Origin of the sequence: Pseudomonas sp. GOM6, from assembly GCF_029537485.1 — a bacterium.
Classification (GTDB): domain Bacteria; phylum Pseudomonadota; class Gammaproteobacteria; order Pseudomonadales; family Pseudomonadaceae; genus Aquipseudomonas.
The window spans coordinates 42,952-61,922 of sequence record NZ_JARPUS010000018.1 but is presented as its reverse complement, the minus strand read 5'-3'; the positions used below and the strand labels follow the sequence as shown (position 1 = coordinate 61,922).

Here is an 18,971-nt window from a genome sequence, read left to right as displayed (position 1 = left end):
TACCTAAAGCGGCAGATGCCGCTTAGTGGTTGTCTTCGTGTGCCATCGACAGGTAGACGATGGTCAGCATCATGAAGATGAAGGCCTGCAGGGTGATGATCAGGATGTGGAACACCGCCCACGCCCAGTTCAACGCAACGCCCAGAGTGCTCAGCAGGAACAGGCCGCTGCCGAACATCACGGCGATCAGGATAAAGATCAGTTCGCCGGCATACATGTTGCCGAACAGACGCAGAGCCAGAGAAATCGGCTTGGCGATCAGGGTGACGAACTCAAGCAGGAAGTTGACCGGGATCAGCAGGATCTGCACGAAGATGTTGCTGCTGCTGAACGGGTGCAGGGTCAGCTCACCGAGGAAGCCGCCGATACCCTTGACCTTGATGCTGTAGAACACGATCAGGGCGAACACGGACAGAGCCAGGCCCAGAGTGGCGTTCGGATCAGTGGTCGGCACGACGCGGAAGAACAGGTGCTCGTTACCGCTGATCTTGGCCGCCAGAACCGGCAGGAAGTCGACCGGCACCAGGTCCATCAGGTTCATCAGGAAGATCCAGACGAAGATGGTCAGGGCCAGCGGAGCGATCAACGGGTTACGGCCGTGGAAGGTGTCCTTGACGCTACCGTCAACGAACTCCACGAGTACTTCGACGAAGTTCTGCAGGCCACCCGGTTGACCGCTGGTGGCACGCTTGGCGGCCATGCGGAACAACAGGATGAACACCAGGCCGAGGAATACCGACCAGCCCAGGGTGTCAACGTGGAAGGCCCAGAAGCCCATTTCCTTTGCTTCTTGCGCGGTGTGGGCGAAGCCCCAGTCGCCATTCGGCAGCTGACCGAAAGTCAGGTTCTGCAGGTGGTGCTGGATGTAGCCCGAAGCGGTTTGTTCTGCCATGTTTGCCTCAAACGCTCTAAGGTCTCGAAAGTCTTGTTCTCATCAGCAGCGGAGCGAACCAGCCGACGCTGAGCGCCAGCACGAAGACACCGAACAGGGCCGGTGCCGCCAGTGGTTTCACCACTACAAACGTCAGTGCAAACAGCACCGCCGTCAGAATTAACTTGCCCGCTTCGCCGGCGTAAAACGACCGAACGATATTCTGGGCAGCCCGCGCGCCGCTGTAACGGAACGCCTTGTGGGCGAAATACAGATTGGGCAGCCAGGCAATCAGCCCCCCACAGAGTCCCGAGTAGCCATTCACTGCGTCGCGCCAGCCATACAAGGCGGCAGCGGCCAGCAGAATCACGACCAGCTGGGCCAGCATTACCGGAAAGACCGGTAGACGATGGAAGGGCAGGCGGTTTGGCGTGCGGGCGTCCATCTCTTGCTGTTCCTCTGAGTCGGCACGTTAAATCAACAACTTGGCATGCTTTGTGCCGACAAAATGCGCGCAGAGTATAGGGGGGGTTCCCCCCCTGTTCAACAGGCCGGTAGTGAATTCCGACCGCCCGCTACATGTGCAAATGTGTCCGGATTTAGCGGATATGGGCGAGCACGCCCTGTAGCTCGTCCAGGGAACTGTATCGAATGACCAGCTGTCCCTTACCTTTCTGCCCGTGCTTGATCTGCACGGGAGCCCCTAGCTTCTCGGCTAGGCGCTGTTCCAGGCGATTGATGTCCGGATCGACCTTGGCCTTCTCGACAGGTTTTTCCTTGCTGTTCAGCCACTGACGCACCAGCGCCTCGGTTTGGCGCACGGTGAGGCCGCGTGCGACAACATGTCGCGCGCCTTCAACCTGCTGCTCCAGCGGTAGACCGAGCAGGGCACGGGCATGACCCATCTCCAGATCACCATGCGACAGCAGGGTCTTGATCTCGTCCGGCAGCGCGATCAGGCGTAGCAGGTTGGTGATGGTCACTCGCGACTTGCCGACGGCATCGGCAACTTGCTGCTGGGTCAGCTCGAACTCCTGCTGCAGGCGCTGCAGGGCCACGGCTTCCTCGATGGGGTTGAGGTCTTCGCGCTGAATGTTCTCGATCAGCGCCATGGCGATGGCGGCCTCATCCGGCACTTCGCGAACCATGGCCGGGATCTTGTCCAGGCCGGCCTGCTGGCTGGCGCGCCAGCGCCGCTCACCGGCGATGATCTCGAAACGGCCACCACCAATCGGGCGCACCACAATGGGCTGCATCACACCCTGAGCCTTGATCGAGCTGGCCAGCTCTTCAAGCGCAGCCGGATCCATGTCACGACGCGGCTGGTACTTGCCACGCTGGATCAGGTCCAGCGGCAAGTGTTGTAACTCGCGCGTGTCGACCTTGACGGCTTCTTCTTCCAGGGTGGCGGCGGTGCTACCGCCGAGCAGAGCGTCCAGGCCGCGGCCGAGTCCTCGTTTCTTGGTGGCCATGGGATTCCTTATGCGGTTGCGGTTTTCGCGGCGGCGCGCTGACGGCGTACCAACTCGCCGGCCAGGGCCAGGTAGGCGATGGCGCCGCGCGATTGCTTGTCGTAGGCCAGCGCCGGCATGCCGAAGCTGGGTGCCTCGGCCAGACGGACGTTACGCGGGATGACCACGTCGTACAGCTGGTCACCGAAATGTTCCTTGAGCTGGGCGCTGACATCATTGGTCAGACTGATGCGCGGATCGTACATGGTGCGCAGCAGGCCTTCGATCTTCAGGCTCGGGTTGAGCAGGGAGCCAATACGCTGAATGCTGTTCATCAGGTCGCTCAGACCTTCCAGTGCGTAGTACTCGCACTGCATGGGGATGATCACGCCATCGGCGGCGACCAGGGCATTGATGGTCAGCATGGACAGTGCCGGCGGACAGTCGATGAGGATGTAGTCGTAGTTCTCGCGGATCGGCGCCAGGGCATAACGCAGGCGACTCTCCTTCATCTTCATTTCCAGCAGGGTGACTTCGGCGGCAGTCAAATCGCGGTTGGCCGGCAGCAACTGATAGCCGCCGTGTTCGGAGAACTGCATGGCCTCGCCAACGCTACTCTCACCCACCAGCACGTCGTAAATGGAGTGCTCCAGCGCATGCTTATCCACACCACTGCCCATGGTGGCGTTGCCCTGTGGATCGAGGTCGATCAGCAGCACGCGGCGCTTGGTCGCCACGAGCGAGGCGGCCAGATTGATGCAGGTCGTGGTCTTGCCCACTCCGCCTTTCTGGTTGGCGATCGCGAATACCTTGGCCATCTTCTGCTTCCCCCTAGACCGAGCGACGCAGTATCAACAGATGGCGCTGGCCTTGGCAACCGGGAACCTTGAGCACATCACAGCTTTGCAGACGGAAGTCCGTTGGCAGCGCCTGCAGTTCGTCGTCCGGCTGCACCCCCTTCATCGCCAGCCAGTGGGTAGCTTCATCGCCGAGGTGGCGCGTCCAGTTGGTGAAATCTTCCAGCGAGCTGAACGCACGCGAGCAGATCCCCGTGAACGGCTGCGCAGGACGGAACTCTTCAACCCGGCTGTGGATAACTTCCAGGTTGGCCAGCTTGAGCTCCAACTTCACCTGGGTAAGGAAGCGGGTTTTCTTGCCGTTGGAGTCGAGCAGGGTGAAGCGCCGCTCGGGAAACAGGATGGCCAGGGGAATGCCGGGCATGCCGCCGCCACTGCCGACGTCGAGCCAATTGTCACCGTACTGGGCAACGAAGGGGGCCACGGACAGGCTGTCGAGCAGGTGACGCGAAACCATCTCGTCCGGGTTGCGCACGGCGGTTAGGTTGTAGGCCTTGTTCCACTTGATCAGCAGCGCCAGGTAGGCCAGCAGCTGTTCGTGCTGTTGGGCTGTCAGTGCAACGCCCAGCGCTTGAGCGCCCTGCGCGAGTTCATCGGCATGGCGCGGGGTAACGAGAGACATCAGGCGCTGATCTCCAGGGTCTGGCCGGCATTGCGTTTCTTCAGGTGAATCAGCAACAGGGAAATGGCTGCCGGGGTCACGCCCGGAATACGCCCGGCCTGGCCGAGCGTCTCGGGGCGGGTCTTGCCCAGCTTGCCCTGGATTTCCTTGGACAGGCCGGAAATGCTGGCGTAGTCGATATCGGCCGGCAGGCGGGTATCTTCGCTGGCGCGCAGACGGGCTATCTCTTCCTGCTGACGGTCGATGTAACCCGCGTACTTGGTCTTGATCTCCACCTGCTCGGCGACCTGGGCATCCACACTCGGGGCCTCGGTCACTTCGGCCAGCCCGGCATAGTCGATTTCAGGGCGGGCCAGCAGGTTGAGCAGGTTGTACTCGTGGGCCAGCGGTGTGCCGAAACGCGCAGCGATGGCATCGCCCTGTGGTGTGCCCGGGCGCACCCAGGTGCTCTTCAGGCGCTGCTCTTCCTGCACGATGCCTTCGCGCTTGGCTTCGAAGGCGGCCCAACGCGCGTCATCGATCAGCCCCAGTTCGCGGCCTTTCTCGGTCAGACGCAGGTCGGCGTTGTCCTCGCGCAGGATCAGGCGATATTCGGCACGCGAGGTGAACATGCGATAGGGCTCCTGGGTGCCCAAGGTGATCAGGTCGTCGACCAGCACGCCGATATAGGCCTCATCGCGGCGCGGGCACCAGGCTTCCTTGCCCTGGGCGCGCAGCGCGGCGTTGGCGCCGGCCAGCAGGCCCTGGGCACCGGCTTCTTCGTAGCCGGTAGTGCCGTTGATCTGCCCGGCGAAGAACAGGCCACCAATGACCTTGGTTTCCAGGCTGTATTTCAGATCGCGCGGGTCGAAATAGTCGTACTCGATGGCGTAGCCGGGGCGTACGATGTGCGCGTTCTCCATGCCGCGTATCGAACGGACGATCTCCAGTTGTACATCGAACGGCAGCGAGGTGGAGATGCCGTTGGGGTACAGCTCGTGGGTGGTCAGGCCTTCCGGCTCGATGAACACCTGGTGGCTGTCCTTGTCGGCGAAGCGATGGATCTTGTCCTCGATCGACGGGCAGTAGCGCGGGCCGATGCCTTCGATTACGCCGGAGTACATCGGCGAGCGATCCAGGTTGCTGGCGATAATCTCGTGGGTACGCGCGTTGGTGTGGGTCATCCAGCAGCTGATCTGCTTGGGATGCATGGCCTGGTTGCCAAGGAAGGACATCACCGGGGTCGGGGTGTCGCCGGGCTGCTCAGTCATCACCGAGAAATCCACCGAGCGACCATCGATACGCGGTGGCGTACCGGTCTTCAGCCGGCCGACACGCAGCGGTAGTTCACGCAGGCGCTTGGCCAGGGCGATCGAGGGTGGATCGCCGGCACGGCCGCCTGAGTAGTTCTGCAGGCCGATGTGGATAAGTCCGCCGAGGAAGGTACCGGTGGTGAGTACCACGTTGTCGGCCATGAAACGCAGGCCCATCTGGGTGACCACGCCCTTGACCTGATCCTGCTCGACGATCAGGTCGTCGGCCGATTGCTGGAATATCCACAGGTTGGCCTGGTTCTCCAGAATTTCGCGCACGGCGGCTTTGTACAGCACACGGTCGGCTTGCGCGCGGGTGGCACGGACGGCCGGGCCTTTGCGGCTGTTGAGCACACGAAACTGGATGCCGCCCTTGTCGGTAGCCAGGGCCATGGCGCCGCCGAGAGCATCGATCTCTTTTACCAGGTGGCTCTTGCCGATACCGCCAATCGCCGGGTTGCAGCTCATCTGGCCGAGGGTTTCCACATTGTGGGTCAGCAGCAGGGTCTTCACGCCCATGCGTGCGGCTGCCAGCGCAGCCTCGGTGCCGGCATGGCCGCCGCCGATCACGATCACGTCAAAACGGGAAGGGAAATCCACCACGCACCTCGTGCCTGTAGAGAAGGGAGAAATAGGAAGGGGCGCAAGTATAGGGATTTAGGCAGAGTGAATGAAGCCTTCTGCACAAAAAATAGCCAGCTGATAGGTCTTAAGATTCATAGAGAATAAAAAGAAGAAATTTTATAAAGCCTTATTTTTATGTTTATGAATAGGGGAGCCACATTCTGTGGATAGATTGCCATAAGCCTGTAAATACAAGGCTTTCAGCCAATGATAAGGCTGTGCCTTTCCTGGCATTTACCACTGGGAAAGCTGCGTGACAGCTGTGGATGAAAGACCAGGTTATGCACATGGCGATTTATCGTTAGCTTTTCCACCTACTTATCGACGGAGCTTAGGGCGGGTTTTCCACAGGGTTTAGGCGGGCTCGGGATAAGCCCAGATGGACTATTTACCGATGCAAAAGCTGGAAAAGATACGTCCGAGCAGGTCGTCAGAGCTGAACGCTCCGGTGATTTCGCCGAGATGGTGTTGGGCCTGGCGCAGGTCTTCGGCCAGCAACTCGCCGGCGCCCATCAGGGTCAGTTGATTGCGACCATGCTCAAGGCTGGCCTGGGCCTGACGCAGTGCTTCCAAGTGACGACGGCGCGCGCTGAAGCCACTTTCGGCGGTCTGCTCGAACCCCATGCAGGCCTTGAGGTGTTCGCGGAGCAGCTCAAGGCCTTCGGACGATTTGGCGGATAGGGTGAGTGTGACATGGCCATCGTCGCAGGTTTCCAGGCCGACCTTTTCTTGCGACAGGTCGGCCTTGTTGCGAATCAGGGTAACCCGCGCCGGATCAGGTTTTTCGTCGAGGAACTCCGGCCACAGGGCGAAGGGATCGGCTGCCTCCGGTGCGGTGGAGTCGACCACCAGCAGCACCCGGTCGGCCTCGCCGATGGCCTTGAGCGCGCGCTCCACGCCGATACGTTCGACCTGATCTTCGGTATCGCGCAGGCCGGCAGTGTCCACCACATGCAGGGGCATTCCATCGATGTGGATATGTTCGCGCAGTACGTCGCGGGTGGTGCCGGCGATATCGGTGACGATGGCCGCTTCGCGTCCGGCCAGCGCATTGAGCAGGCTGGACTTTCCGGCATTGGGCCGGCCGGCAATCACCACATTCATACCGTCGCGCAGCAGGGCACCTTGACCCGCTTCGCGCAGCACTGTGGATAAGTAGTCGCGAACCTCATCCAGCTGACTCAGCACATGGCCGTCGGCGAGGAAGTCGATCTCTTCCTCGGGAAAGTCGATGGCTGCTTCGACGTAGATGCGCAGCTGGATCAGTCGTTCGGTCAGTTCATGCACGCGCCTGGAGAACTCCCCCTGCAGCGAACGCAGTGCGTTGCGCGCGGCCTGGGCCGAGCTGGCCTCGATCAGGTCGGCAATGGCCTCGGCCTGGGCCAGATCAAGTTTGTCGTTGAGGAAGGCACGCTCGCTGAACTCGCCAGGTCGTGCCTGACGGGCTCCGAGCGAAAGGCAACGCTGCAACAGCATATCCAACACTACCGGGCCGCCGTGGCCCTGCAGCTCCAGAACGTCCTCGCCAGTGAAGGAGTGCGGCCCTGGGAAGAACAGCAGCAGCCCCTGGTCGATCACCTCGCCGTCATCATCGTGCCAGGGGCCGTAATGGGCGTGGCGCGGCTTGGGTTCCAGTCCGGCCAGGATGATGCCGATGGCCCGTGCCCGAGGCCCGGACACGCGAACGATACCGACCCCTCCGCGGCCCTGGGCGGTGGCGACTGCGGCAATGGTTTCGCGGGCGGTGGTCATGGTCGGGCTCTCGGCTGTGGATATCTTGCGGATAGCAAAACGCCCCACGAGGGGGCGTCTTGTTTAGCTTAGCGGGTTCAGGCTTTCGCCGTGGCCGCCTCGATCTTGCGGGTAATGTACCACTGCTGGGCGATGGACAGGACGTTGTTGACCACCCAGTACAGCACCAGGCCCGCGGGGAACCAGAGGAAGAAGAAGGTGAAGATGATGGGCATCAGCTTCATCACCTTGGCCTGCATGGGGTCCGGCGGGGTCGGATTGAGCTGCTGCTGGATGAACATGGTGGCGCCCATGATGATCGGCAGTAGGAAGAACGGATCCTTGATCGACAGGTCGGTGATCCAGCCCAGCCAAGGTGCTTGGCGCATCTCGACACTTTCCAGCAGCACCCAGTAGAGCGCCAGGAATACCGGCATCTGGACCAGAATCGGCAGGCAGCCACCCAGCGGATTGATCTTCTCCTTCTTGTACAGCTCCATCATCGCCTGGGACATCTTCTGGCGATCATCGCCGTACTGTTCTTTCAGCGCCTGCAGCTTGGGCGATACGGCACGCATGCGCGCCATCGACTTGTAGCTGGCGGCCGATAGCGGGAAGAAGGCCAGTTTGATGATGATGGTCAGGACGATGATCGACCAGCCCCAGTTGCCGAGCAGGCTGTGGATATGTTCCAGCAGCCAGAAGATTGGCTGGGCGATGAACCACAGCACACCGTAGTCGACGGTCAACTCCAGGCCAGGAGACAGCTCCTTGAGATGGTTCTGGATCTTCGGACCGGCGTACAGGGTGGCACCGGTTTCCAGGCTGGCGCCGTTGGCTACGCTCAGCTGAGGGCCGGTGAAACCGATGATGTAGTTGCCCTGGCCGTCCTTGCGGGTCTGCACGGTGTTGTTGCTGTCCTTGGACGGCACCCAGGCGGTGACGAAGTAATGTTGCAGCCAGGCTACCCAGCCGCCCTGCACGGTTTCGCGCAGGCTCTTCTCGTCCATGTCGCCCATGCTGACCTTTTTGTAAGGCTCTTCGGCGGTCCACATGGCGGCGCCCAGGTAGGTGGCGGTGCCGGTGGCGGTGGTAGAAGAGGGATCGCCGCTGGCGTCACGCTTGAGCTGGGCGTAGAAGTTGCCGTTCCACACCTGACCGCTCTGGTTGTCGATCTGGTAGTCGACCTTCAGGTCGTACTGGCCGCGTTCCAAGCTGAAGCGCTTGACGTAGTTGACGCCACCCTCGCTGTAGGTCAGCTCGACCACCAGCTGATCCTGGCCGTCGGCCATTTCGTAGCTGCGCTTGTCGCTGTTCCACAGCGCACGACCGCTGGACTTGTCGGGCGCGTTGCTGCCGATCAGGCCGCTCTGCGCCAAGTAGGTGCGTTCGCCACCGTTGTCGAACAGCTGGAACGACACGTCCGGGCGATCCTGGCGACGCGGATACTGCGGCAGGGTCAGTTGGACGATGTCGCCGCCCTTGGGATCAATGGCCAGTTTGAGGACATCGGTCTTCACACGGATCAGCTCATCGCTGACTGCAGCAGAGGCGGCCAGCTGCGGAGTGGCTTCGCCGCTAGCGGTCGGCACGTCACTCGCGCTAGTGCTGCTGCTCGGCGTGTCCGGCAGGTTTGCGGTCTGTTGGCCGCCAACGGTGGCTGTGGCGTTGGCCGGCAACGCGGCCTGGCCGTAGTCCTCGTTCCACTGCAGAACCATCAGGTAGGACACGATGGCCAGAGCGACGAGCAGGATCGAGCGTTGGATATCCATGGATTACTCGGTCAGCGAAGGGGAGGAAGAAAGCGGTGGAACCGGGTCGTAACCACCGGGATTCCAGGGATGGCAGCGGCTCAGGCGGCGAATGCCGAGCCAGCCACCACGCAGCACACCATGCGTTTCGATGGCTTGCTGGGTGTAGCAGGAACAGCTGGGGTAGAAACGGCAGTGACTGGCCATCAAGGGGCTGATGGCATAGCGGTAGAACTGGATCGGAAGGATGGCCAGTTTACGCATGAGGGCTTTCGCTTACCCCGGGAGGAGAGGCTTCAGCCCGCTGCCTAGCCAAGCGTTTCCAGAGCTTGCCAAACTGCTGATGCAGTTCAGCGTTTTCCAGATCGCCAAGCCCCTTGCGGGCTACCACGACAATGTCCAGTCCACCGAGCAAGGTCTGATTGAGCCGGAATGAGTCCCGGATCAGACGTTTCAGACGATTGCGTTCGACGGAGAGCTTGACGCTTTTCTTGCCGATCACCAGCCCGAGGCGGGGGTGATCCAGTTCGTTGGCGCGTGCAAGAAGCAGGACGTTCTTGCCAGGGGCCTTGCCGCTAGGTGAGTCGAAGACGGATTTGAATTGCCGGGGAGTCAGCAGACGCTTGTCCCGGCCGAAGCCTTGACTCACCACCCGTTCCGGCTATTAGACGGTCAGACGCTTGCGGCCCTTGGCGCGACGACGCGACAGGACGGCGCGGCCGTTCTTGGTAGCCATGCGAGCGCGGAAACCATGGGTGCGAGCGCGCTTGAGGGTGCTGGGTTGGAAAGTGCGTTTCATGGTGATTTACCTGGGTGGTCCATACGGGCCGGAATGGCCCCCGTTTAAAGAGACCGGCGATTCTAGTGAAACCGAGCCCCAAGGTCAATTTCCAACCAGCATTGGATTGAGAAAGAAGATAAATGGAAAGAAATTCTTTAAGAGCTTGAAGTGATAACTGCTCTTAGGGGAGCAGTTGCCTGTGGACAAGGCCCTCTACGCCTCGTGATTGCTCGTCTTTAGCACGGTATAAGTATGTCGGTAAGGCGTTAGGCTCTTGTGCGGCTCTGGTGCTTTTCCTGTGGGAGGATTGAGTCTTTACCCACAGCACCTTCTTTTAGACAGCTTCTCCTAGGGGTTGTGCAGTGGGCTGCGTTACCTTTATCCACAGACTTTTGCATTAACTGATCCCGCCGCGAAAACAGAAATAAATCATTGATTTTGCTTGGCTGAAATTCCCTATTCGTGTGGATAACTCGTGCTGGCATGGCTACAATGCAGGCTGTTTTTTGCATCGCCACCGTAGCGATTTCAGGGGATATACGTGTCCGTAGAACTTTGGCAGCAGTGTGTGGAGCTGCTTCGCGACGAGTTGCCTGCGCAACAATTCAACACCTGGATCCGCCCCTTGCAGGTGGAATCTTCCGGCGACGAGCTGCGCGTTTATGCGCCTAACCGCTTCGTGCTCGACTGGGTCAACGAAAAGTACATGATGCGTTTGCTGGAGCTGCTAGCCGAGAGAGCAAATGGCCTAGCTCCGGCGCTGTCGTTACTGATCGGCAGCAAGCGTAGCCCGGCACCGCGCATGGCTGCGCCTGCCCCTTCTATTAATAGTGTTCCGGCTTCCACACCTGCGGTGGCCGAGGCACCATCCCGTGAACCAGTGACTGCGCCGCCGGCACCGCGTCCGACTGAGCGTACGGTCCAGGTGGAGGGAGCGCTCAAGCACACCAGTTACCTGAACCGTACTTTTACCTTCGAGAATTTCGTCGAGGGTAAGTCCAACCAGATGGCCAGGGCTGCAGCCTGGCAGGTCGCGGACAATCTCAAGCACGGTTACAACCCGTTGTTCCTTTATGGTGGTGTCGGCCTGGGCAAGACTCACCTGATGCATGCGGTGGGCAACCACCTGTTGAAGAAGAACCCCAACGCCAAGGTGGTTTACCTGCACTCCGAGCGATTCGTCGCTGATATGGTCAAGGCACTGCAGCTCAATGCCATCAACGAGTTCAAGCGCTTCTACCGCTCGGTGGATGCGCTGCTGATCGACGACATCCAATTCTTCGCCAAGAAGGAACGTTCCCAGGAAGAGTTCTTCCACACCTTCAATGCTCTGCTCGAAGGTGGTCAGCAGGTGATTCTGACCAGCGATCGCTACCCAAAAGAGATCGAGGGGCTGGAAGAGCGTCTGAAGTCACGTTTCGGCTGGGGCCTGACGGTCGCCGTGGAGCCGCCTGAGCTGGAAACCCGTGTCGCAATTCTGATGAAGAAGGCTGAGCAGACCAAGGTGGACCTTCCACATGATGCAGCCTTCTTCATCGCCCAGCGTATCCGCTCCAATGTGCGCGAACTGGAAGGTGCCCTCAAAAGGGTGATTGCTCATTCACACTTCACCAATCAGCCGATCAGTATCGAGTTGATTCGTGAGTCACTGAAGGATCTGTTGGCACTGCAGGACAAGCTGGTCAGCGTGGACAATATTCAGCGCACGGTGGCCGAGTACTACAAGATCAAGATATCCGACCTGCTTTCCAAACGGCGTTCTCGCTCTGTCGCCAGACCGCGCCAAGTCGCTATGGCGCTATCGAAGGAATTGACCAACCATAGCCTGCCGGAAATTGGCGATGCATTTGGCGGAAGAGACCACACCACAGTGCTGCACGCCTGTCGTAAGATTGCTGAACTGCGGGAATCCGACGCGGATATCCGCGAGGACTACAAGAACCTGCTGCGCACCCTGACCACCTGATCGCAGCCCACAAGGCAAGGGATGAGACCATGCATTTCACTATTCAACGCGAAGCCCTGTTGAAACCCCTGCAACTGGTCGCCGGCGTCGTCGAACGTCGTCAGACCTTGCCGGTTTTGTCGAATGTGTTGCTGGTGGTCGAAGGCCAGCAGCTCTCGCTCACCGGTACTGACCTGGAGGTCGAGCTGGTTGGTCGTGTGGCGCTGGAAGACAGTGCCGAACCGGGCGAAATCACGGTTCCTGCACGCAAGCTGATGGATATCTGCAAAAGCCTGCCGAGCGATGCGCTGATCGACATTCGCCTTGATGAGCAGAAGCTGGTGGTTAAAGCCGGACGCAGTCGTTTCACTCTGTCGACCCTGCCGGCCAACGACTTCCCTACCGTGGAAGAAGGTCCGGGGTCGCTGACCTTCACCCTGGTGCAGAGCAAGTTGCGCCGCTTGATCGACCGCACCAGTTTCGCCATGGCACAGCAAGACGTGCGTTACTACCTCAACGGCATGTTGCTGGAAGTTCAGACAGGTGTCCTGCGTGCTGTGGCGACTGACGGTCACCGCCTGGCCATGTGTGCTATGCAGGCCAGTATTGAACAAAACGAGAAGCACCAGGTTATCGTGCCGCGTAAAGGCATTCTGGAGCTGGCGCGTCTGCTGACCGAGCAGGATGGTGAGGTTGCGATCGTTCTTGGGCAGAACCATATTCGCGCGACCACTGGTGAGTTCACCTTCACCTCCAAACTGGTCGATGGCAAGTTCCCCGATTACGAACGTGTGTTGCCGCGTGGTGGCGACAAGCTGGTTGTGGGCGATCGCCAGGCCCTGCGTGAGGCCTTTAGCCGCACCGCGATTCTTTCCAATGAAAAATACCGTGGCATTCGCCTGCAGCTGGCCGCGGGCCTGCTGAAGATTCAGGCTAACAACCCGGAACAGGAAGAGGCCGAAGAGGAAGTAGTGGTTGACTACAATGGCGGCTCCCTGGAAATCGGCTTCAACGTCAGCTATCTGCTGGATGTCCTGGGTGTCATGACCACTGAGCAGGTTCGTTTGATTCTCTCTGACTCCAACAGCAGTGCTCTGGTCCAGGAAGCCGACAACGACGACTCTTCTTATGTCGTCATGCCGATGCGCCTGTAATCACTGAATGTCCCTTTCCCGCGTCACCGTCACCGCGGTGCGAAATTTGCGCCCGGTGACGATCTCTCCTTCTCCTCGCATCAATATCCTTCACGGCGCCAACGGCAGCGGAAAAACCAGCCTGCTCGAAGCCATTCATTTGCTTGGGCTTGCTCGCTCGTTCCGTAGCAACAAGCTGCAACCGATGATTCAGCATGAGCAGCCTGCTTGCACGGTCTTCGGGCAGATTGAGCAGCAAAACGGGATCTCCAACAGTTTGGGGATTTCCCGTGACCGTCAAGGTGAGCTGCAAATTCGTATCGACGGACAGAATGCGCGCAGTGCTGCCCAACTGGCAGAGTTACTTCCACTGCAGGTTATCAATCCGGATAGCTTTCGCCTGCTTGAAGGGGCGCCTAAGGTGCGGCGGCAGTTTCTCGACTGGGGAGTGTTCCACGTGGAACAACGCTTCCTGCCGGCCTGGCAGCGCCTGCAGAAGGCCCTGCGGCAGCGGAACTCGTGGCTGCGGCATGGTACACTCGACGCGGCGTCGCAGGCGGCTTGGGACCGCGAATTGTGTCTCGCCAGCGACGAGTTAGATAGTTATCGAAGAGCTTATATCCAGGCTCTGAAACCGGTTTTCGAGCAGGTTTTGCGCGAGCTTGTGGAACTGGATGGGCTGACCCTGAGCTACTACCGCGGTTGGGACAAGGATAGACCCTTGACCGAAGTCCTGGCTTCTACCCTCACCCGTGATCAGCAGTTGGGACATACCCAGGCAGGGCCGCAGCGAGCCGATTTGCGGTTGCGCCTTGGTGCGCATAATGCCGCAGAGATTCTCTCACGTGGTCAGCAGAAACTAGTGGTGTGTGCTTTGCGCATTGCCCAGGGACATCTACTGAACCAGGCCAAACATGGCCAGTGTATTTATCTGGTGGACGACTTACCGTCGGAACTGGATGAGCAGCATCGACAGGCCTTGTGCCGGCTGCTGGACGATTTGCAGTGTCAGGTGTTCATCACCTGTGTCGACCAAGAATATTTGAAGGATGGCTGGCGCACGGATACGCCGGTCGCCATGTTCCACGTGGAACATGGAGTGATCACCGCATCGGGAGTGAACCCATGAGCGACGAAAACAAAACATACGACTCTTCGAGTATCAAGGTACTCAAAGGTCTGGATGCCGTACGCAAGCGCCCGGGCATGTATATCGGTGATACCGATGACGGTACCGGTCTGCACCACATGGTGTTCGAAGTGGTGGACAACTCCATCGACGAGGCGCTCGCCGGTTATTGCTCCGACATCAGCATCACCATTCATCCCGATGAGTCCATCACTGTGCGCGATAACGGTCGCGGCATTCCGGTGGACATGCACAAGGAGGAAGGTGTATCCGCTGCCGAGGTCATCATGACCGTGCTGCACGCCGGCGGTAAGTTCGACGACAACAGCTATAAGGTGTCCGGCGGTCTGCACGGCGTAGGTGTTTCCGTGGTCAACGCCCTGTCCAAAGAGCTGATCCTGACCATTCGCCGCAGCGGCAAGGTCTGGGAACAAACCTACGTACATGGCGTGCCCCAGGCGCCGCTGGCGGCGGTGGGTGACAGTGAAGGCACTGGTACGCAGATTCACTTCAAGCCGTCGGACGATACCTTCAAGAATATTCACTTCAGCTGGGACATCCTGGCCAAGCGCCTGCGTGAGCTGTCCTTCCTCAACTCCGGTGTGGGCATCCTGCTCAAGGATGAACGCAGCGGCAAGGAAGAGCTGTTCAAGTACGAAGGTGGTTTGAAGGCCTTCGTCGAGTACCTGAACACCAACAAAACCATCGTCAACCAGGTGTTCCACTTCAATATTCAGCGCGAAGAAGACGGCGTCGGCGTGGAAGTGGCGTTGCAGTGGAACGACAGCTTCAACGAGAACATCCTCTGCTTCACCAACAACATTCCCCAGCGTGATGGCGGAACCCATCTGGCTGGATTCCGCTCTGCCCTCACCCGCCATTTGAATAACTACATCGAGCAGGAAGGCCTGGCGAAGAAGTTCAAGATCGCCACCACCGGTGATGATGCCCGTGAAGGTCTGACCGCGATCATCTCGGTCAAGGTGCCGGATCCGAAGTTCAGCTCGCAGACCAAGGACAAGCTGGTATCGAGCGAGGTGAAGACCGCGGTTGAGCAGGAAATGGGCAAGTACTTCGCCGACTTCCTGCTGGAGAATCCCAACGAGGCCAAGGCCGTGGTCGGCAAGATGCTCGACGCTGCCCGCGCCCGTGAGGCCGCCCGTAAAGCCCGTGAGATGACCCGCCGTAAAGGTGCGCTGGATATCGCCGGTCTACCCGGCAAGCTGGCCGACTGCCAGGAAAAAGACCCGGCGCTGTCCGAACTCTACATAGTGGAGGGTGACTCCGCGGGCGGTTCTGCCAAGCAGGGCCGTAACCGCAAGACCCAGGCGATCCTGCCGCTCAAGGGCAAGATCCTCAACGTCGAGAAGGCGCGTTTCGACAAGATGCTCTCCTCCCAGGAGGTTGGCACCCTGATCACCGCCCTCGGCTGCGGTATCGGTCGCGAGGAGTACAACATCGACAAGCTGCGTTACCACAACATCATCATCATGACCGATGCCGACGTTGACGGTTCGCACATCCGTACCCTGCTGCTGACCTTCTTCTTCCGTCAGCTGCCGGAGCTGGTCGAGCGTGGCTATATCTACATTGCCCAACCGCCGCTGTACAAGGTGAAGAAAGGCAAGCAGGAGCAGTACATCAAGGACGACGAGGCCATGGACGAATACATGACCCAGTCGGCCCTGGAAGATGCCAGCCTGCACGTCAACGAGAACGCGCCCGGTCTTTCCGGCGAGGCACTGGAGAAGCTGGTCAACGACTACCGCAGCGTGATGAAAACCCTGGATCGCCTGTCTCGGGTCTATCCGAAGGACATCACCGAGCATTTCGTCTACCTGCCGAGTGTTTCTCTCGACCAGATGGCTGACCAGGCTGCCATGCAAACCTGGCTGGAGAGCTTCCAGGCGCGTCTGAAAGCTGCAGAGAAATCCGGTCAGACCTACAGTGCCAGCCTGCGTGAGGATCGTGAGCGTCACCTGTGGCTGCCGGAGGTGGAGGTCACGGCCCATGGTCTGTCCAACTACATCACCTTCAACCGCGACTTCTTTGCCAGCAACGACTACAAGTCCGTGACGACCCTGGGGAATCAGCTCAACAGCCTGCTGGAAGACGGTGCATACGTGCAGCGTGGTGAGCGCAAGAAGGCGGTCAGCACCTTCAAGGATGCCCTGGGCTGGTTGATGACCGAGAGCACCAAGCGCCACAGCATCCAGCGCTATAAGGGTCTCGGCGAGATGAACCCCGAACAGCTGTGGGAAACCACCATGGACCCCAGTGTGCGCCGCATGCTCAAGGTCACCATCGAAGACGCCATCGCAGCCGACCAGATCTTCAACACTCTAATGGGCGATGCTGTGGAACCCCGTCGCGATTTCATTGAGTCCAATGCCCTGGCGGTGTCGAACCTGGACTTCTAAGGCCTACCTGCATGGCTGACAGACCATCTGTCAGTCACATGGTGTAGATAAAAGCCCCTGCTGATGTAAGTCAGCGGGGGCTTTTTCTTTGCTAATGCCCTGCTGGATTGAAATGGGTGTATTGCTGGTGGCGGGCCTGCCCTGTTACAAGCCAGTGCATGCGGATTTGAAAAGTGGATGCTGGTATGGATCGTATAGATAGAACGAATAACCGCTTGTTCGAGCTGGATTTGTTGCGGGCGTTAGTGACGGTCGCCGACTGCGGCAGCTTTACCACCGCGGCACTACGATTGAATTCGACACAATCGACTGTGAGCCAGAAGATCCGCCGGCTGGAAGAGTTGGCGGGGTACCGATTGCTGGAGCGGGGCAATCGCGATGTGCTACCGACTGATTCCGGCGAGACCGTGTTGGGGTATGCCAGGCGATTGCTTGCGCTCAATGATGAACTGCATGAGGCGCTGGAGGGTGCCAGTGTTTCGGTTGTCGTGCGTATTGGCGTCCCCGATGATTTTGCCGCTGGCAGGACTACACGTCATCTGGCCGAGTTCAACCGCCGCTATCCCCATATCAAGTTGGAGGTTACTGCCGGTCTTAGCCGAGATTTGGCTGGCAGCTATGATCGCGGTGAACTGGATCTGGTGTTGTTGAAGCAGCGTCGCAATAGCCGTGATGCAGTGGCGCGCTGGTCGGAGAAGACTCGCTGGGTGGACAGCCTGCGCAGTCCGGTATTCGATCAGGACCCACTGCCGATTGTCACATTCCCACCACGCGGCCTGTATCGTGACGAGATGATTGCGGCGCTGGAGTCTATCGGTAGGCGCTGGCGTATCAGTTTTACCAGCTCCAGCCTGAGTGGCATCCAGGATGCGGTGGCTGACGGTATGGGGATCGGTTTGCTGCCGCTGCGCGCAGTGACCAATGAGCACCGTGTGCTGGACAAGGAGTCTGCCCTTCCTGAGGTTGATGTGTTCGAGGTGGCGATCATTCACCGTCCAAGTGCAGGACCGATTGTGGTCGCGTTGGCGGAGTCACTCTCTCGTTTGCTGGAAGAAGAGGGTGATTGAGCGACAACAAGGTGTTCTGATTTTGTATTCGTTTATCGAATCCTGCGCATACCTACATTTAATTTGTCGATGATAGACGGACTGGATATCTTGAATTGCCCCCGCGCTTGATCAGTGTCTGGTCATAGAGCGCCGCTGCGCAGCTACCGATTTTTTTGGTGGGGAGCCGATTCTCAACAGGAGACCTTCAGTGTCCAAGACTTCCTACTACGCCCCGCATGGTGGTCATCCAGCCCAGACCGAGTTGTTGACTGACCGTGCCATGTTTACCGAAGCCTACGCGGTGATTCCCAAGGGCGTGATGCGTGACATCGTCACCAGCCACCTGCCCTTCTGGGACAACATGCGCATGTGGGTCATCGCGCGCCCGCTGTCCGGTTTTGCCGAGACGTTCTCGCAGTACATCGTCGAGCTGGCACCCAATGGTGGCAGCGACAAGCCCGAGCAGGACGTCAATGCCGAAGCGGTGCTGTTCGTGGTCGAGGGCGGGCTGACCCTGACCCTGCAGGGCCAGGTGCACAATATGCAGCCGGGCGGCTATGCCTTCATCCCGCCGGGGGCCGACTACAAGGTGCGTAACACCAGTGGCCAGCACACCCGCTTCCACTGGATCCGCAAGCACTACCAGCGCGTCGACGGTGTGCCGCTGCCAGAAGCCTTCGTCACCAACGAGCAGGATATCCAGCCGCTGGTAATGCCCGATACCGAGGGCCGCTGGAGCACCACCCGCTTTGTCGACATGGCCGATATGCGCCACGACATGCACGTCAATATCGTGAATTTCGAGCCGGGCGGTGTGATTCCCTTCGCCGAAACACACGTCATGGAGCACGGCCTGTATGTGCTGGAAGGCAAGGCGGTCTATCGCCTGAACCAGGACTGGGTTGAAGTGGAGGCCGGCGACTTTATGTGGTTGCGAGCCTTCTGTCCTCAGGCCTGCTACTCCGGTGGTCCGGGGCGTTTCCGTTATCTGCTGTACAAGGATGTTAATCGCCATATGCGCCTGACGCTGAACCAGCCGCACTGATGAAAAACGGGAGCTTGGCTCCCGTTTTTCATCACAGCTATAGCGAAAGGCTTACACAACCACGGGGAGTGAGGCTATTTCTCATGCTCCGACCGGGGACTAACCTATACACAAGTCGGGAACAGGATGTCCCGAGTCAAGGAAGACAGACCGCGCCAGGATGGCAAACGACAGGATGTCGGAAGGTCATAAAGAACCCGCCTCGGCGGGTTTTTTGTTTCCGCCGTTTCTGGCGAAAACCCTTCGCGCCGTCGCCCTTAACGGGCGACG

At 59.4% G+C, this 18,971-nt stretch carries 17 protein-coding genes; 6 read left to right on the top strand and 11 right to left on the bottom strand.

Going from position 1 to position 18,971, the window contains the following annotated elements:
- Window positions 1-22 precede the first annotated feature (22 nt).
- The 11 genes from atpB to rpmH all read right to left on the bottom strand — a co-directional run bounded on the left by atpB (window position 23) and on the right by rpmH (window position 9,998).
- Window positions 23-892 carry a F0F1 ATP synthase subunit A gene (gene atpB / locus P7A97_RS18005; RefSeq protein WP_277691499.1) on the bottom strand — a complete coding sequence of 290 codons (870 nt, stop codon included), beginning with the start codon at window positions 890-892 and terminating at the stop codon, window positions 23-25.
- A 16-nt stretch (window positions 893-908) separates the two neighbouring features.
- Window positions 909-1,316 carry a F0F1 ATP synthase subunit I gene (locus P7A97_RS18000; protein ID WP_277691498.1) on the bottom strand — a complete coding sequence of 136 codons (408 nt, stop codon included), beginning with the start codon at window positions 1,314-1,316 and terminating at the stop codon, window positions 909-911.
- 154 nt (window positions 1,317-1,470) lie between these two features.
- Complete coding sequence (locus tag P7A97_RS17995; RefSeq protein WP_277691497.1) at window positions 1,471-2,343, bottom strand: ParB/RepB/Spo0J family partition protein; 873 nt, start codon at window positions 2,341-2,343, stop codon at window positions 1,471-1,473.
- A gap of 8 nt (window positions 2,344-2,351) precedes the next feature.
- Window positions 2,352-3,140 carry a ParA family protein gene (locus P7A97_RS17990; protein WP_277691496.1) on the bottom strand — a complete coding sequence of 263 codons (789 nt, stop codon included), beginning with the start codon at window positions 3,138-3,140 and terminating at the stop codon, window positions 2,352-2,354.
- A gap of 13 nt (window positions 3,141-3,153) precedes the next feature.
- A complete protein-coding gene (gene rsmG, locus P7A97_RS17985; protein WP_277691495.1) occupies window positions 3,154-3,801 on the bottom strand; it encodes a 16S rRNA (guanine(527)-N(7))-methyltransferase RsmG in 648 nt (215 codons plus the stop codon).
- A complete protein-coding gene (gene mnmG / locus P7A97_RS17980) occupies window positions 3,801-5,693 on the bottom strand; it encodes a tRNA uridine-5-carboxymethylaminomethyl(34) synthesis enzyme MnmG (protein ID WP_277691493.1) in 1,893 nt (630 codons plus the stop codon). The genes rsmG and mnmG overlap by 1 nt, the downstream gene beginning before the upstream one ends.
- Before the next feature lie 408 nt (window positions 5,694-6,101).
- A complete protein-coding gene (mnmE, locus tag P7A97_RS17975; protein ID WP_277691492.1) occupies window positions 6,102-7,469 on the bottom strand; it encodes a tRNA uridine-5-carboxymethylaminomethyl(34) synthesis GTPase MnmE in 1,368 nt (455 codons plus the stop codon).
- Between the two features lie 77 nt (window positions 7,470-7,546).
- Window positions 7,547-9,220: a membrane protein insertase YidC gene (yidC, locus tag P7A97_RS17970; protein WP_277691491.1), complete on the bottom strand. Its 1,674-nt coding sequence runs from the start codon at window positions 9,218-9,220 to the stop codon at window positions 7,547-7,549.
- Between the two features lie 3 nt (window positions 9,221-9,223).
- On the bottom strand, window positions 9,224-9,463 hold the full coding sequence (gene yidD, locus P7A97_RS17965) for a membrane protein insertion efficiency factor YidD (RefSeq protein WP_277691490.1): 240 nt from the start codon (window positions 9,461-9,463) through the stop codon (window positions 9,224-9,226).
- A complete protein-coding gene (gene rnpA / locus P7A97_RS17960; protein WP_277691489.1) occupies window positions 9,456-9,851 on the bottom strand; it encodes a ribonuclease P protein component in 396 nt (131 codons plus the stop codon). The genes yidD and rnpA overlap by 8 nt, the downstream gene beginning before the upstream one ends.
- A 12-nt stretch (window positions 9,852-9,863) precedes the next feature.
- Window positions 9,864-9,998, bottom strand: coding sequence for a 50S ribosomal protein L34 (rpmH, locus tag P7A97_RS17955; RefSeq protein WP_137973924.1), 135 nt, complete (start codon window positions 9,996-9,998; stop codon window positions 9,864-9,866).
- Between the two features lie 523 nt (window positions 9,999-10,521).
- Between rpmH and dnaA the strand changes: the two genes are divergently transcribed.
- The 6 genes from dnaA to P7A97_RS17925 all read left to right on the top strand — a co-directional run bounded on the left by dnaA (window position 10,522) and on the right by P7A97_RS17925 (window position 18,701).
- A complete protein-coding gene (dnaA, locus tag P7A97_RS17950; protein ID WP_277691487.1) occupies window positions 10,522-11,946 on the top strand; it encodes a chromosomal replication initiator protein DnaA in 1,425 nt (474 codons plus the stop codon).
- Between the two features lie 29 nt (window positions 11,947-11,975).
- Complete coding sequence (gene dnaN, locus P7A97_RS17945) at window positions 11,976-13,079, top strand: DNA polymerase III subunit beta (protein ID WP_277691486.1); 1,104 nt, start codon at window positions 11,976-11,978, stop codon at window positions 13,077-13,079.
- Between the two features lie 7 nt (window positions 13,080-13,086).
- Window positions 13,087-14,187 carry a DNA replication/repair protein RecF gene (gene recF, locus P7A97_RS17940; RefSeq protein WP_277691485.1) on the top strand — a complete coding sequence of 367 codons (1,101 nt, stop codon included), beginning with the start codon at window positions 13,087-13,089 and terminating at the stop codon, window positions 14,185-14,187.
- Window positions 14,184-16,607, top strand: coding sequence for a DNA topoisomerase (ATP-hydrolyzing) subunit B (gene gyrB / locus P7A97_RS17935; RefSeq protein WP_277691484.1), 2,424 nt, complete (start codon window positions 14,184-14,186; stop codon window positions 16,605-16,607). The genes recF and gyrB overlap by 4 nt, the downstream gene beginning before the upstream one ends.
- Window positions 16,608-16,792: 185 nt before the next feature.
- Entirely contained in the window at window positions 16,793-17,674 is an 882-nt protein-coding gene (locus P7A97_RS17930) for a LysR substrate-binding domain-containing protein (protein ID WP_277691482.1), read from the top strand.
- A gap of 190 nt (window positions 17,675-17,864) precedes the next feature.
- On the top strand, window positions 17,865-18,701 hold the full coding sequence (locus P7A97_RS17925) for a bifunctional allantoicase/(S)-ureidoglycine aminohydrolase (protein ID WP_277691481.1): 837 nt from the start codon (window positions 17,865-17,867) through the stop codon (window positions 18,699-18,701).
- Window positions 18,702-18,971 lie beyond the last annotated feature (270 nt).

Excerpts from the sequence above, each read along its gene's own strand:
- atpB (WP_277691499.1), bottom strand. The coding sequence starts at position 892 with ATGGCAGAACAAACCGCTTCGGGCTACATCCAGCACCACCTGCAGAAC.
- P7A97_RS18000 (WP_277691498.1), bottom strand. The coding sequence starts at position 1,316 with ATGGACGCCCGCACGCCAAACCGCCTGCCCTTCCATCGTCTACCGGTC.
- P7A97_RS17995 (WP_277691497.1), bottom strand. The coding sequence starts at position 2,343 with ATGGCCACCAAGAAACGAGGACTCGGCCGCGGCCTGGACGCTCTGCTC.
- P7A97_RS17990 (WP_277691496.1), bottom strand. The coding sequence starts at position 3,140 with ATGGCCAAGGTATTCGCGATCGCCAACCAGAAAGGCGGAGTGGGCAAG.
- rsmG (WP_277691495.1), bottom strand. The coding sequence starts at position 3,801 with ATGTCTCTCGTTACCCCGCGCCATGCCGATGAACTCGCGCAGGGCGCT.
- mnmE (WP_277691492.1), bottom strand. The coding sequence starts at position 7,469 with ATGACCACCGCCCGCGAAACCATTGCCGCAGTCGCCACCGCCCAGGGC.
- yidC (WP_277691491.1), bottom strand. The coding sequence starts at position 9,220 with ATGGATATCCAACGCTCGATCCTGCTCGTCGCTCTGGCCATCGTGTCC.
- yidD (WP_277691490.1), bottom strand. The coding sequence starts at position 9,463 with ATGCGTAAACTGGCCATCCTTCCGATCCAGTTCTACCGCTATGCCATC.
- rpmH (WP_137973924.1), bottom strand. The coding sequence starts at position 9,998 with ATGAAACGCACTTTCCAACCCAGCACCCTCAAGCGCGCTCGCACCCAT.
- dnaN (WP_277691486.1), top strand. The coding sequence starts at position 11,976 with ATGCATTTCACTATTCAACGCGAAGCCCTGTTGAAACCCCTGCAACTG.
- recF (WP_277691485.1), top strand. The coding sequence starts at position 13,087 with ATGTCCCTTTCCCGCGTCACCGTCACCGCGGTGCGAAATTTGCGCCCG.
- gyrB (WP_277691484.1), top strand. The coding sequence starts at position 14,184 with ATGAGCGACGAAAACAAAACATACGACTCTTCGAGTATCAAGGTACTC.
- P7A97_RS17930 (WP_277691482.1), top strand. The coding sequence starts at position 16,793 with ATGGATCGTATAGATAGAACGAATAACCGCTTGTTCGAGCTGGATTTG.